The organism is Salmonella enterica subsp. diarizonae, assembly GCF_008692785.1.
GTDB classification, from domain to species: Bacteria; Pseudomonadota; Gammaproteobacteria; order Enterobacterales; family Enterobacteriaceae; genus Salmonella; species Salmonella diarizonae.
The window spans coordinates 690,761-705,168 of sequence record NZ_VXJV01000001.1; the positions used below are offsets into that span (position 1 = coordinate 690,761).

The window sequence follows — 14,408 nt, forward strand, 5'->3', positions numbered from 1 at the left end:
TGGCTCAACAAGGCGTCCAGCCAGGTCTAAAGCCCTCCGCAATGCGGAGGGCAAAAGGCAACCTTACTCGCCCTGTTCGCTCGCCGGAGCTTCCGGCGCAGCCGCAGGTTGAGACTGCTCGGTTGCTTCTTTAATGCTCAGACGTACACGGCCCTGGCGGTCAACTTCCAGAACCTTAACCGGCACTTCCTGACCCATCTGCAGATAGTCGGTCACTTTCTCTACACGCTTATCCGCGATTTGAGAGATGTGAACCAGACCTTCTTTACCGCCGCCGATGGCAACAAACGCGCCAAAGTCAACGATGCGGGTCACTTTACCATTGTAGATACGACCGACTTCGATCTCCGCGGTGATCTCTTCGATACGACGGATAGCGTATTTCGCTTTTTCACCGTCGGTCGCCGCGATCTTCACAGTACCGTCATCTTCGATTTCGATGGTAGTACCGGTCTCTTCAGTCAGCGCGCGGATCACAGAACCGCCTTTACCGATCACGTCTTTGATCTTGTCCGTGCTGATCTTGATGGTATGGATACGCGGCGCGAATTCAGAGATATCGCCGCGCGGCGCGTTGATCGCCTGTTCCATCACGCCCAGGATGTGCAGACGCGCGCCTTTCGCCTGATTCAGCGCCACCTGCATGATCTCTTTGGTGATACCTTCAATTTTGATATCCATCTGCAGCGCAGAGATACCGTCGCGGGAACCCGCCACTTTGAAGTCCATATCGCCCAGGTGATCTTCGTCGCCCAGAATGTCAGACAGTACAACGTAGTTGTCGCCTTCTTTCACCAGACCCATCGCGATACCCGCTACGGCGGCTTTAATTGGCACGCCAGCGTCCATCAGCGCCAGAGAAGCACCGCACACGGAAGCCATAGAGGAAGAACCGTTGGATTCAGTAATCTCAGACACCACGCGAACGGTGTACGGGAATTTATCCATGTCCGGCATCACTGCCAGCACGCCGCGCTTCGCCAGACGACCGTGACCAATTTCACGACGCTTAGGAGAACCGACCATGCCGGTTTCGCCTACGGAGTACGGAGGGAAGTTGTAGTGGAACAGGAAGCTGTCAGTACGCTCGCCCATCAGTTCATCAAGCACCTGCGCGTCACGGGCAGTGCCCAGTGTTGCGGTAACCAGCGCCTGCGTTTCACCACGGGTGAACAGAGCGGAACCATGAGTACGCGGCAGCACGCCAGTGCGCACGTCCAGACCGCGGATCATGTCTTTTTCACGGCCATCGATACGCGGCTCGCCTGCCAGTACGCGGCTACGAACCACGTTTTTCTCAATCGCGTGCAGGATTTCGCCCAGTTCATTAGCGTCCAGAGTTTCATCTTCTGCGATAAGCTGATCGATGGTTTCGGATTTGATCACGTCAACCTGAGCATAGCGCTCTTGTTTATCGGTGATGCGGTACGCGTCGCTCAGACGAGATTCAGCCAGCGCAGCAACGCGCGCGTTCAGTGCGTCGTTGACGGCTTCCGGCTGCCAGTCCCAACGCGGTTTACCAGCTTCTTTCACCAGGTCGTTGATCGCCTGGATAACGACCTGTTGCTGCTCGTGACCGAATACCACCGCGCCCAGCATAGTGTCTTCGCTCAGCAGTTCAGCTTCGGATTCCACCATCAGCACAGCCGCTTCAGTACCGGCAACCACCAGGTCCAGTTTGCTCTCTTTCAGCTCGTCCTGGGTCGGGTTCAGTACGTACTGCTCGTTGATATAGCCAACACGCGCCGCGCCGATTGGGCCGTTGAACGGAATGCCGGACAGCGACAGCGCAGCGGATGCGCCGATCATCGCCACGATATCCGGGTTAACCTGCGGGTTAACGGAAACGACGGTGGCGATAACCTGCACTTCGTTAACGAAACCTTCCGGGAATAGCGGACGAACCGGGCGGTCAATCAGACGCGCGATCAGGGTTTCGCCTTCGCTTGGACGGCCTTCACGACGGAAGAAGCTGCCCGGGATACGGCCAGCAGCGTAGGTACGCTCCTGATAGTTAACGGTCAGTGGGAAGAAGTCCTGGCCTGGCTTGGCTTTTTTCTGGCCGACAACAGTAACGAATACGGCGGTGTCATCCATGCTTACCATAACAGCGGCTGTGGCCTGACGCGCCATCATGCCAGTTTCCAGCGTTACGGTATGCTGACCGTACTGGAATTTACGAACGATCGGATTAAGCAAAATAATATCCTTTCCAATTTTTGACGGCACAATACGCACCGTCGTTAATACCCGATCTTCTGCGCATCCTCGCGACTAATGACAACCCTAACCCTGATTCGGGTGAAGCCTCTCATTAGCCGCGCGAACCTCTGCAACGGAAGATCATTCATAGCAACAATACATTAGTTTCCAGTGAATTGCTGCCGTCCACTTGAAAAAAGGGGCCATTAGGCCCCTTCTTTCTGAAACTCGCAAGAATTAGCGACGCAGGCCCAGACGCTCAATCAGCGCGGTGTAGCGTGCAACATCTTTACGTTTCAGGTAGTCGAGCAGTTTACGACGCTGAGAAACCATACGCAGCAGACCACGACGGCTGTGGTGATCTTTTTTGTGCTCTGCAAAGTGACCCTGCAGGTGGTTAATCTGTGCAGTCAACAGAGCAACCTGAACATCGGTAGAACCGGTGTCGTTTGCGTCACGACCGAACTCAGAAACGATTTTAGCTGTAGCTTCAGTACTTAGAGACATTTTAAAACTCCAAAGTATTTAAGAATGAAAGGACGCCGATCTCTAATTCAGCGGTCCCAGTGTATACACTTCATCCTTCAAACTGCCTCTGTGTTGGCTGCGTCCGCTCACCTCAGTCACTTACTTGAGTAAGCCCCTGAGGATGTAATGAGAGATATCCTTGTCCCTCACCAGAGGCAGCCTTAGGCTGTTCAAATTCGTTCCAGACGAATTTGTCTCTTCCTTGCCGCCTTGATGCAGCTCGAATGATTTTGTGTACACGCCCGCAAACTGTTAAATAATTTACGCGACGTTAAGCGGCGGTATTCTACTCGTAGCGCTCTCTTATCGCAAGACGAAGCGACGTTATGCCGGATACTCTACTACCAGTCGACGGGGCGCAACACGACCTTCGTCGTCAATTTCGCCCATACCGATAAATTTACCGTCTTCACCTTCCGTCACACGAACCAGTCCATTCAACGGCGCGCCCGTGGTACGAACCGGGTTGCCATTTTTGAAGTATACCGAAGACGTTAACGGCAGATTAACAACAGGATAGTCCGAAGCAGGACTATCCATTGGCATCAATAATGGATCGAGCAACTGCGCTGCCGGAACGCCTTGCTGTTCCGCCTGCGCCACCAGCGTCTGCAAATGCTCCAGCGTGACCATTCGCTCTACCGGATACTTACTTACCGTCAGACGGCGCAGGTAAATGACGTGTGCGCCGCAGCCCAGCTTCTCACCTAAATCGTCAATAATGGTACGAATATAGGTGCCTTTCGAGCAGTGAACTTCCAGTTCAAGTTCGTTACCTTCGTGGCGAATAAACAGCAGTTCGTAGACGGTAATCGGGCGGGCTTCGCGCGGCACTTCGATACCCTGACGGGCATATTCGTACAGCTTCTTGCCCTGATACTTCAGCGCTGAATACATCGACGGAATCTGTTCGATATCCCCACGAAAGGTCTCCAGCGCGCTCGCAAGCTGCCCGGCGCTGAAAGTCACCGGACGCTCCAGCACGATTTGACCATCGGCGTCAGAGGTATCCGTACGCTGCCCCAGACGGGCAATAACACGATAGCGTTTGTCAGAATCCAGCAGGTACTGCGAAAATTTTGTCGCTTCACCGAGGCAAATCGGCAACATGCCGGTCGCCAGCGGGTCCAGCGCGCCGGTATGCCCGGCGCGGTTGGCATTGTAGATGCGCTTAACTTTCTGCAGCACGTCATTGCTGGACATGCCCTGCGGCTTATCCAGCAGCAGAACGCCGTGAATATCGCGGCCACGACGACGAGGACGACTCATCAATCCTCCTTGCTGTCGTCCGGGTTCACACGACGTTCTTCGTCATGTTTCACCACGTTAGTCACCAGGTTGGACATACGCATCCCTTCCACCAGCGAGTTATCGTAGAAGAAGGTGAGTTCCGGCACGATACGCAGGCGCATCGCTTTACCCAGCAGGCTACGGATAAATCCGGACGCTTCCTGCAACGCTTTGATACCCGCTTTCACCGCGTCTTCATCCTTGTCGTTCAGGAAGGTCACAAACACTTTGGCATAGGCCAGGTCACGGGACATTTCGACACCGGAGACGGTGGTCATCATGCCCAGGCGCGGGTCTTTAATTTCGCGCTGCAGGATGATGGCAATCTCTTTTTGCATCTCCTGGGCCACACGCTGCGGGCGACCGAATTCTTTCGCCATAATAAATTCTCCAGAATAAAGACAAAAAAGGGGCATTCAGCCCCTTTTAAATTCATGCCGGGTGGCGCTTCGCTTACCCGGCCTACGCAAAATTATCTTCTAAGTATTTTGGGTTGCAACAAGGCGGCAAGAGTGTGAATCCCCGGGAGCATAGATAACTATGTGACCGGGGTGAACACTCGTAGCCAACGCAGTTGCGGCCCGAAAGACGACGAAGATTAAGCGATGGTACGTTGGATCTCGATGATCTCGAACACTTCAATCATATCGCCAACGCGAACGTCGTTGTAGTTCTTCACGCCGATACCACATTCCATGCCGTTACGGACTTCGTTAACGTCATCTTTGAAGCGGCGCAGGGATTCCAGCTCGCCTTCATAGATAACCACGTTGTCGCGCAGTACGCGGATTGGGTTATGGCGTTTAATCGTACCTTCGGTAACCATACAGCCCGCGATCGCGCCGAATTTCGGCGATTTGAACACATCGCGCACTTCAGCCAGACCGATGATCTGCTGTTTCAGTTCCGGAGACAGCATACCGCTCATCGCAGCTTTCACTTCGTCGATCAGGTTATAGATGACGGAGTAGTAACGCAGATCCAGGCTTTCAGACTCGATCACTTTACGCGCAGATGCATCGGCACGCACGTTGAAGCCGACCAGAATCGCGTTGGACGCCGCAGCCAGGGTGGCGTCAGTTTCGGTGATGCCCCCTACGCCGGAACCGATGATCTTCACTTTAACTTCGTCAGTAGACAGTTTCAGCAAGGAGTCGGAGATCGCTTCCACGGAACCCTGTACGTCAGCCTTCAGCACGATGTTCACTTCGTGAACTTCGCCTTCGGTCATGTTGGCGAACATGTTCTCAAGTTTCGATTTTTGCTGACGCGCCAGTTTCACTTCACGGAATTTGCCCTGACGGTACAGCGCCACTTCACGCGCTTTCTTCTCGTCACGGACCACGGTGACTTCGTCACCGGCAGCCGGAACGCCAGACAGGCCGAGAATTTCCACCGGAATGGACGGACCCGCTTCCAGCACTTCCAGACCCAGCTCGTTACGCATCGCGCGCACACGGCCATATTCGAAGCCGCACAGCACGATATCGCCTTTGTGCAGCGTACCTTCGCGTACCAGAACGGTAGCCACCGGACCACGACCTTTATCAAGGAAGGATTCAATGACCGCGCCGCTCGCCATACCTTTACGTACGGCTTTCAGCTCCAGGACTTCGGCTTGCAGCAGGATCGCGTCCAGCAGTTCGTCGATACCGGTGCCCGCTTTCGCAGACACGTGGACGAACTGGCTTTCACCGCCCCACTCTTCCGGCAGAATGCCGTACTGGGACAGCTCGTTCTTCACACGATCCGGATCGGCTTCCGGCTTATCAATTTTGTTCACCGCCACAACCACCGGCACACCTGCCGCTTTCGCGTGCTGGATAGCTTCGATAGTCTGCGGCATCACGCCGTCGTCTGCCGCCACCACCAGAACCACGATATCCGTTGCCTGGGCGCCGCGAGCACGCATGGAGGTAAACGCGGCGTGGCCCGGGGTGTCCAGGAAGGTGATCATACCGTTGTCAGTTTCAACGTGGTATGCGCCGATGTGCTGGGTAATGCCGCCCGCTTCGCCAGAGGCCACCTTCGTTGAACGAATGTAGTCCAGCAGAGAGGTTTTACCGTGGTCAACGTGACCCATGATGGTCACAACCGGTGCGCGCGGTTCAGCCGCAGCGCCGGTGTCACGGTCGCTCATTACCGCTTCTTCCAGTTCGTTTTCACGACGCAGGATAACCTTATGGCCCATCTCTTCGGCGACCAACTGTGCGGTTTCCTGGTCTATGACCTGGTTGATGGTAGCCATGGCGCCCAGTTTCATCATCGCTTTGATGACCTGAGAGCCTTTAACCGCCATCTTGTTCGCCAGTTCGCCAACGGTGATGGTTTCACCGATCACCACGTCGCGGTTAACGGCCTGAGCGGGCTTCTGGAAGCCTTGCTGTAAAGAAGACCCTTTACGCTTACCACCTTTACCGCCGCGAACCGCAGCACGCGCTTCTTCACGATCGGCTTTGGATTCGGCATGTTTGCCTTTTTTCGCCGGACGAGCCGCTTTCGCATTACGGCCACGACCGCGACCGCCTTCTACTTCACGATCGCTTTCGTCTTCGGCCTGGCGAGCGTGCTGAGAAGTGGTGACATGATAGTCACTGGTGTCTTCTACAGGCTCAGGCGTTGCGGTCCATTTGTTTTCTTCCGCCATGCGGCGAGCTTCTTCTGCTACACGACGCGCTTCTTCTTCGAGTTTGCGACGTGCTTCTTCTTCCGCTTTACGCTTCAGTTCTGCAGCTTCATTCTCACGGCGGGCTTTTTCGGCCTGGGCGGTTTTGGTCATATCGTCAGTCTGTTGATTGCTCACTTTGTCTTTTTCCGCAGCTTCACGTTTCGCTTTTTCAGCGGCTTCACGCTTAGCTTGTTCTGCGGCCTCGCGTTCAGCTTTTTGTTGCGCCTCGCGTTTGGCCTGTTCTTCTGCCTCACGACGGGCTTGCTCTTCCGCTTCACGCTGCGCCTGTTCTTCCGCGGCAAGGCGTTCAGCCTCTTGCGGGTCGCGTTTTACAAAGGTGCGCTTCTTGCGGACTTCGATTTGTACCGATTTACTTTTTCCACCGGTACCTGGAATATTCAGGGTGCTGCGCGTTTTACGCTGCAGCGTCAGTTTATCGGGACCAGAAACCGCTTCGCGGTTCAGGTGCGCCAGTAAAGTCTGTTTTTCTTGTGCGGACACAGAGTCGTCAGCAGATTTCCGGATACCTGCATCAGCAAACTGCTGTACCAGGCGATCCACGGAAACCTGTCTCTCTGCGGCCAGCGCTTTTACGGTTACATCTGTCATGCTGTTCCTTCCTGCTACAGTTTATTACGCTTCGTCGCCGAACCAGCAAATATTACGGGCAGCCATAATCAGCTCACCGGCTTTTTCGTCGGTCAACCCTTCGATATCAGCCAGATCATCAATGCCCTGGTCGGCGAGATCTTCCAGCGTACAAACACCACGAGCCGCCAGTTTGAAAGCCATATCGCGATCTAATCCTTCCAGATTCAGCAGATCGTCAGCCGGTTTATTATCACCGAGGCTTGCTTCCTGGTCCTGCGCCAGAGTGGCCAGTGCGTTTTTAGCACGCTCGCGCAGTGCTTCAACGGTCGGCTCATCAAGGCCGTCAATTTCCAGCAGTTCTTTCATTGGCACATAAGCCAGTTCTTCGAGCGTGGAGAAACCTTCTTCTACCAGAACGGTCGCGAACTCTTCATCAATATCAAGATATTTAGTAAAGATCTCGATAGCGGCATGTGTTTCAGCCTGATGTTTAGCCTGCAGGTCATCAACGGTCATTACGTTGAGTTCCCAGCCGCTCAATTGCGAAGCCAGGCGGACGTTCTGACCATTACGTCCGATCGCCTGCGCCAGATTACCGGCTTCAACGGCGATATCCATGGTATGTTTATCTTCGTCCACCACGATAGACGCGACGTCTGCCGGCGCCATCGCATTAATGACGAACTGCGCCGGGTTATCATCCCACAGCACGATATCAATACGCTCGCCGCCCAGCTCGGTAGAGACCGCCTGAACGCGCGCGCCGCGCATACCCACGCAAGCGCCGACCGGATCGATACGCTTATCGTTGGTTTTCACCGCGATTTTCGCACGAGAACCCGGATCGCGAGCCGCCGCTTTAATTTCAATCACTTCTTCGCCGATTTCCGGCACTTCAATGCGGAACAGTTCAATTAGCATTTCCGGCCTGGAGCGGGTGACGAATAGCTGCGCGCCACGCGCTTCCGGGCGAACAGCATACAGCACGCCGCGAATACGGTCGCCAGGACGGAAGTTTTCACGCGGTAGCATATCTTCACGCAGAATCACCGCTTCAGCGTTACCGGCCATCCCTTCGGATTTAATTTCCAGAGAGATATTGTCGCGGTTCACTTTCTTCACCACGCCAGTGACGATTTCGCCTTCCTGGTCGCGGAACTGATCGACAACCATCGCCCGTTCGGCTTCACGGACTTTCTGCACGATAACCTGTTTCGCAGTCTGCGTGGTGATACGGTCAAAGGTGACAGATTCAATCTGATCTTCAACATAGTCGCCGACATTCAGGCTTTCGTCTTCAAAGCGCGCCGCTTCCAGTGTAATTTCCTTCGTCGGCATGGTCACTTCTTCAACGATCAACCAACGGCGGAAAGTATCAAAATCACCGCTTTTACGATCGATTTCTACACGAACATCGATCTCCTGCTCATATTTTTTCTTTGTTGCTGTCGCCAGCGCACTTTCCAGCGCTTCAAAAATTTTTTCGCGTGGCAGCGCTTTTTCGTTGGAGACGGCTTCAACAACAGCCAAAATTTCTTTGTTCATCGCGGGCTTTTCACCTCATCCAGACTGTTAAAAGTGGGGAACCAGGTTCGCCTTCTGGATATTACTCAGCGCGAACACTTCATCTTTGCCTTCGACTGTGACGGTAATCATTTCACCGTCCACCGCTTTGATAATGCCCTGCCACTTGCGACGGTTCTGTACCGCCATGCGAAGAACCAGCGCGACTTCTTCACCCTGGAAACGCGCATAATGATCGGCAGTGAACATAGGACGGTCGAGACCCGGTGACGAGACTTCAAGGTTGTAAGCCACGGAGATAGGATCTTCAACGTCCAGCACCGCGCTTACCTGGTGGCTCACATCAGCACAATCATCAACATTGATGCCATCTTCACTATCAATATAGATGCGCAGTGTGGATGTGCGACCGCGAATAAATTCGATGCCGACCAGCTCATAGCCTAAGGCTTCAACTGGCGCTGTAATCATCTCTGTTAATTTTTGCTCTAATGTGGACAAGCCCACCCCCAAGACATAAAAAAAGGGCCTAAAGCCCAGTTATTCTGTAGTCAGATAACAAAAAACCCCGATAAATCGGGGCTTTAGATAACTGAACCCTATAACCGCAACTGCGGTCTGGTGTACCTTCCGAAAGAATTTTTTTCAAATCCAGCTACGAAGGACATAATCTTCACAGTATATTTGAAAAAGAACTCTAAGGGAAAGTGGTTGCGGGGGCCGGATTTGAACCGACGACCTTCGGGTTATGAGCCCGACGAGCTACCAGGCTGCTCCACCCCGCGCCTGAAACGTGGCAAATTCTACTCGTTTTGGGTAAAAAATGCAAATACTGCTGGGATTTGGTACCGAGGACGGGACGTAAAATCTGCGCACAGTATAGTGACCAGGCATGAGTAATGTCAACCTTATTCCCAATATGCAGATGAATGAATATTACTCTTCGTTATACTCATCCCACCTCTCCGGCTTATACACGCATTTCACAACGTTATTTTAGTAAACCCTCACTAAACGCTTCCTGTCTCTGATAAAAGATGATTAAATGAAAACTCATTTATTTTGCATAAAAATGCACTGAAGCAGAAAACCGATCTCATTATCAGTCAATCAAGCAGGGTTCTATTCTATGACGACGATTCTTAAGCATCTTCCAGCAGGTCAACGTATTGGTATCGCTTTTTCCGGCGGTCTGGACACCAGCGCCGCACTGCTGTGGATGCGACAAAAAGGAGCTGTCCCATATGCATATACTGCGAATCTGGGACAACCGGATGAGGATGACTATGACGCCATTCCTCGTCGCGCAATGGAGTATGGCGCAGAGAATGCTCGCCTGATTGATTGCCGCAAGCAGTTGGTTGCAGAAGGGATCGCGGCGATTCAGTGCGGCGCTTTCCATAATACGACTGGCGGGCTGACCTATTTCAATACCACGCCGCTGGGCCGTGCCGTGACCGGCACGATGCTGGTCGCAGCGATGAAAGAAGACGGCGTGAATATCTGGGGTGACGGCAGCACCTATAAAGGCAACGATATTGAACGTTTCTATCGTTACGGCCTGCTGACGAATGCTGAATTACAGATTTACAAACCGTGGCTGGATACTGACTTTATCGATGAGCTGGGCGGTCGCCATGAGATGTCTGAATTTATGATTGCCTGCGGTTTCGACTATAAGATGTCAGTCGAAAAAGCCTATTCCACCGACTCCAATATGCTCGGCGCCACGCATGAAGCGAAAGATCTGGAGTTTCTTAATTCCAGCGTCAAGATCGTCAACCCGATTATGGGCGTGAAGTTCTGGGACGAAGAGGTGAAGATTCCGGCGGAAGAAGTGACCGTCCGTTTTGAGCAGGGACATCCGGTAGCGCTGAATGGCAAAACCTTCAGCAATGATGTTGAGATGATGCTGGAAGCGAATCGCATCGGTGGCCGCCACGGCCTGGGCATGAGCGACCAAATTGAAAACCGCATCATTGAAGCGAAAAGCCGCGGTATTTATGAAGCCCCCGGAATGGCGCTGCTACACATCGCCTATGAGCGTCTGCTGACCGGTATCCACAATGAAGATACCATCGAGCAGTATCACGCCCATGGCCGCCAACTGGGTCGTCTGCTGTATCAGGGCCGCTGGTTCGACTCTCAGGCGCTGATGCTGCGCGATTCCCTGCAACGCTGGGTAGCCAGCCAGGTGACGGGCGAGGTCACGCTGGAGCTGCGTCGCGGCAACGACTACTCAATTCTGAACACCGTATCCGACAATCTGACCTATAAGCCAGAACGTTTAACCATGGAAAAAGGCGATTCCGTATTCTCGCCAGACGATCGTATCGGTCAGTTGACGATGCGTAACCTGGACATCACCGATACGCGTGAAAAACTGTATGGCTATGCGCAGTCTGGCCTGCTGGCGACATCGTCCGCCACCGGTTTACCGCAGGTCGGCAGTCTGGAAAACAATGCAAAGTAACCGAATGATATTTCTCACAGGCCGCGCAAGCGGCCTTTTTTATGGGGGATGATAACTGTAGGCCGAATAAGGCGTACACGCCGCCATCCGGCATTGATTGCCTGGTGACGCTACGCTTATCAGGCCTACATGCCACATCATTTGACGGGGCTCAGACGAAAAAAAAGACGCTTTTCAGCGTCTCTTTTCTGGAATATTGGTACCGAGGACGGGACTTGAACCCGTAAGCCCTATTGGGCACTACCACCTCAAGGTAGCGTGTCTACCAATTCCACCACCTCGGCACGGATACTACTATTAACGCGGGATATCGCTGGTCGGCTGGGCCGGCACAGCAGGTTGAGTCTGCTCGGTCTTCGCCGGTGCGCTCAGGTTTTCCCACTCGCTTCCTTTATTGGTTTTGTTGCTATTGATATTACCCAACACCAGACTGATGATGAAGAACAGCGTCGCCAGTACCGCCGTCATTCGGGTCATGAAGTTACCAGAACCACTTGAACCAAATAGCGTAGCGGAAGCGCCTGCTCCGAAGGAGGCTCCCATATCAGCGCCTTTACCTTGCTGCAGCATGATCAGACCCACAAGGCCAATTGCCACAATAAGGAAAACAACTAAAAGAGCTTCGTACATAATCAACCTGTTCCTTGCGGAGTTGCCGCGTACCAATGCTTCTACCAATAAAGCGGGATTTTTACTGTTTCCCACTGAAGCGGGTGTGAATACTAACCAAAGCGAATGACCTTCGCAAGGGCAATTTAAGCGCATTGTATCAACTGCGGAAAAAAACAGCAAAAGCGTTGTTTTTTACGGACAGTAAGGCGGCAACCGCCGCCTTTTTAGTCACTTAAACGATTAAACGGCTTTTACCGCGTCCGCGATACGATGGGCGAATGCCGTAACCTGCGCTTCATCCTCGCCTTCAACCATCACGCGAATCAGCGGTTCGGTACCGGATTTACGTAGCAGTACCCGCCCACGATTGCCGAGCGTGGCTTCTACGTCCGCCGTTACCGCTTTCACCGCTTCATTTTCCAGCGGATCGCCACTACCGGCGGTGTAACGCACGTTAACCAGAATCTGCGGGAACATTTTCATACCGCTGCACAGATCGTGCAGACTCATGTGATTACGCACCATCGCCGCCAAAACTTGTAGCCCCGCAACGATACCGTCGCCAGTGGTCGTTTTATCCAGCAGAATAACGTGACCAGAGTTTTCCGCGCCGATGCGCCAGCCTTTTTCCTGCAATTTTTCCAGCACGTAGCGGTCACCCACTTTCGCCCTGGCAAACGGAATGCCGAGCTGTTTAAGCGCCAGCTCCAGACCCATATTGCTCATCAGCGTCCCCACCGCGCCACCGCGCAGTTGGCCCTGGCGCAGCCCTTCGCGCGCGATGATATACATGATCTGATCGCCATCGACTTTTGCGCCTTCGTGGTCAACCATGATGACGCGGTCGCCGTCGCCGTCCAGCGCGATACCGAGGTCCGCTTTCTCCGCCAACACGCGCGCCTGCAACGCGCGCACGTCGGTTGCGCCCACTTCTTCGTTAATGTTGACGCCGTTTGGCTCACAGCCGATGGCGATAACGGTCGCACCCAGCTCGCGCAGCACATTCGGCGCGATGTGGTAGGTGGCGCCGTTGGCGCAATCCACGACCACTTTCAGGCCATTAAGGCTCAGCTCGTTCGGGAAGGTGCCTTTACAGAACTCAATATAACGTCCGGCGGCGTCGACGATGCGACTCGCTTTCCCCAGCTCAGCGGAGTCTACGCAGGTGATCTCTTTTTCCATTTCGGCTTCGATGGCCTCTTCCACATCGTCAGGCAGTTTCGTGCCATCGATAGAGAAGAATTTAATCCCGTTATCATAGAACGGGTTATGCGAAGCCGAGATAACGATACCCGCCTCCGCGCGGAAAGTCCGCGTCAGATAGGCGACGGCCGGCGTTGGCATAGGTCCGGTAAACGAGGCCGACAGCCCCGCAGCGGCAAGGCCCGCCTCCAGCGCGGATTCCAGCATATAGCCAGAAATACGCGTATCTTTACCGATAATAATTTTACGCGAACCATGACGCGCCAGCACTTTTCCGGCAGCCCAACCCAGTTTAAGCACAAAATCAGGTGTAATGGGGGCATCGCCTACACGCCCGCGAATCCCATCGGTGCCGAAATATTTACGATTACTCATAGCGTTTGTTTCCCTTTGCAGACAGAGTGGCTTCTACCACCCGCATCGCCTCTACGGTTTCTTTGACGTCATGGACGCGAATGATCTGCGCGCCCTGCATCGCGGCAATTACTGCGCACGCAAGGCTGCCGTTCAGACGGTCTGATGGCCCCACGTTAAGTAGCTGACCAACCATCGTTTTACGCGACATGCCCACCAGCAGCGGCAGGTTAAAATGATGAAACTCACCCAGTCGCGCCAGTAAGGTATAGTTGTGAGAGAGATTTTTACCGAAACCGAATCCGGGGTCGAGCAACAATTTCTCTTTTGCGATGCCGGCCTTTTCACAACGTGCTATTTGCTCAATAAAGTAGCGATTCACCTCGGCAAAGACATCGTCATATTTCGGCGCATTCTGCATGGTTTTGGGGTTGCCCTGCATATGCATAAGACTGACCGGCAAGCCAGTTTCCGCCGCGGCTTCCAACGCGCCAGGCTCGGAAAGCGAACGGACATCATTGATAATATGCACGCCCGCCCTCGCCGCTTCACGGATCACCTCGGGTTTAGAGGTATCCACAGAAATCCACACTTCAAAACGTTGCGCTATTGCTTCCAGCACCGGAATGACGCGATCCAGCTCTTCTTCCACGCTCACTTCCGCCGCGCCTGGCCGCGTTGATTCACCACCCACATCAATAATTGTCGCCCCGGCATTCACCATTAAATTCGCATGTTTCACCGCCTCAATCAGCGTGTTATGCGCGCCGCCGTCGGAGAAAGAATCCGGTGTTACGTTCAGGATACCCATAACATGCGGATGAGTGAGATCGAGCGTGGCGCCCTGAGCGAAGAGTTTCATGGTCAAAATCCCTGTTTTATTTATGGTGAGTTAAAAAAGAAAAACCCCGGGGCAAGCCCCAGGGTTTCGGTGAGCGCTAAACATAGTGTTGTACAACAAAC

General features: G+C 53.6%; 11 protein-coding genes and 2 tRNA genes. 1 reads left to right on the plus strand and 12 read right to left on the minus strand.

Annotated elements, in window-relative coordinates; genetic code table 11:
• Positions 1-63: 63 nt before the first annotated feature.
• From pnp to F4V72_RS03385, 8 genes are all read right to left on the minus strand, one after another.
• Entirely contained in the window at positions 64-2,199 is a 2,136-nt protein-coding gene (gene pnp, locus F4V72_RS03350; protein ID WP_023246641.1) for a polyribonucleotide nucleotidyltransferase, read from the minus strand.
• Positions 2,200-2,439: 240 nt separating this feature from the next.
• On the minus strand, positions 2,440-2,709 hold the full coding sequence (gene rpsO, locus F4V72_RS03355) for a 30S ribosomal protein S15 (protein ID WP_000059465.1): 270 nt from the start codon (positions 2,707-2,709) through the stop codon (positions 2,440-2,442).
• Between the two features lie 345 nt (positions 2,710-3,054).
• Entirely contained in the window at positions 3,055-3,999 is a 945-nt protein-coding gene (gene truB, locus F4V72_RS03360) for a tRNA pseudouridine(55) synthase TruB (RefSeq protein WP_023246642.1), read from the minus strand.
• Positions 3,999-4,400, minus strand: coding sequence for a 30S ribosome-binding factor RbfA (rbfA, locus tag F4V72_RS03365; protein WP_001040199.1), 402 nt, complete (start codon positions 4,398-4,400; stop codon positions 3,999-4,001). Before rbfA ends, truB begins: the two co-directional genes overlap by 1 nt.
• Before the next feature lie 218 nt (positions 4,401-4,618).
• On the minus strand, positions 4,619-7,297 hold the full coding sequence (gene infB, locus F4V72_RS03370; RefSeq protein WP_023246643.1) for a translation initiation factor IF-2: 2,679 nt from the start codon (positions 7,295-7,297) through the stop codon (positions 4,619-4,621).
• Between the two features lie 24 nt (positions 7,298-7,321).
• Entirely contained in the window at positions 7,322-8,824 is a 1,503-nt protein-coding gene (gene nusA, locus F4V72_RS03375; protein ID WP_053508279.1) for a transcription termination factor NusA, read from the minus strand.
• Positions 8,825-8,851: 27 nt separating this feature from the next.
• The gene (rimP, locus tag F4V72_RS03380) at positions 8,852-9,304 is read right to left on the minus strand and encodes a ribosome maturation factor RimP (RefSeq protein WP_000105461.1); all 453 of its coding nucleotides are present in this window, start codon (positions 9,302-9,304) and stop codon (positions 8,852-8,854) included.
• A gap of 207 nt (positions 9,305-9,511) precedes the next feature.
• A tRNA-Met gene (locus tag F4V72_RS03385) sits at positions 9,512-9,588 on the minus strand.
• Between the two features lie 344 nt (positions 9,589-9,932).
• Here F4V72_RS03385 and argG point away from each other — a divergent pair.
• Positions 9,933-11,276 carry an argininosuccinate synthase gene (argG, locus tag F4V72_RS03390; RefSeq protein WP_046093092.1) on the plus strand — a complete coding sequence of 448 codons (1,344 nt, stop codon included), beginning with the start codon at positions 9,933-9,935 and terminating at the stop codon, positions 11,274-11,276.
• 197 nt (positions 11,277-11,473) lie between these two features.
• Here argG and F4V72_RS03395 read toward each other — a convergent pair.
• The 4 genes from F4V72_RS03395 to folP form a co-directional block, all read right to left on the minus strand.
• Positions 11,474-11,560, minus strand: a tRNA-Leu gene (locus tag F4V72_RS03395).
• Between the two features lie 13 nt (positions 11,561-11,573).
• Positions 11,574-11,906, minus strand: coding sequence for a preprotein translocase subunit SecG (gene secG, locus F4V72_RS03400; RefSeq protein ID WP_136057984.1), 333 nt, complete (start codon positions 11,904-11,906; stop codon positions 11,574-11,576).
• Positions 11,907-12,128: 222 nt separating this feature from the next.
• Positions 12,129-13,466: a phosphoglucosamine mutase gene (gene glmM / locus F4V72_RS03405; protein ID WP_000071159.1), complete on the minus strand. Its 1,338-nt coding sequence runs from the start codon at positions 13,464-13,466 to the stop codon at positions 12,129-12,131.
• Positions 13,459-14,307, minus strand: a complete 849-nt coding sequence (folP, locus tag F4V72_RS03410) for a dihydropteroate synthase (RefSeq protein ID WP_023246395.1) — start codon at positions 14,305-14,307, stop codon at positions 13,459-13,461. The genes glmM and folP overlap by 8 nt, the downstream gene beginning before the upstream one ends.
• Positions 14,308-14,408: the final 101 nt, after the last annotated feature.

Excerpts from the sequence above, each read along its gene's own strand:
- glmM (WP_000071159.1), bottom strand. The coding sequence starts at position 13,466 with ATGAGTAATCGTAAATATTTCGGCACCGATGGGATTCGCGGGCGTGTA.
- truB (WP_023246642.1), bottom strand. The coding sequence starts at position 3,999 with ATGAGTCGTCCTCGTCGTCGTGGCCGCGATATTCACGGCGTTCTGCTG.
- infB (WP_023246643.1), bottom strand. The coding sequence starts at position 7,297 with ATGACAGATGTAACCGTAAAAGCGCTGGCCGCAGAGAGACAGGTTTCC.
- secG (WP_136057984.1), bottom strand. The coding sequence starts at position 11,906 with ATGTACGAAGCTCTTTTAGTTGTTTTCCTTATTGTGGCAATTGGCCTT.
- rpsO (WP_000059465.1), bottom strand. The coding sequence starts at position 2,709 with ATGTCTCTAAGTACTGAAGCTACAGCTAAAATCGTTTCTGAGTTCGGT.
- argG (WP_046093092.1), top strand. The coding sequence starts at position 9,933 with ATGACGACGATTCTTAAGCATCTTCCAGCAGGTCAACGTATTGGTATC.
- rbfA (WP_001040199.1), bottom strand. The coding sequence starts at position 4,400 with ATGGCGAAAGAATTCGGTCGCCCGCAGCGTGTGGCCCAGGAGATGCAA.
- folP (WP_023246395.1), bottom strand. The coding sequence starts at position 14,307 with ATGAAACTCTTCGCTCAGGGCGCCACGCTCGATCTCACTCATCCGCAT.
- nusA (WP_053508279.1), bottom strand. The coding sequence starts at position 8,824 with ATGAACAAAGAAATTTTGGCTGTTGTTGAAGCCGTCTCCAACGAAAAA.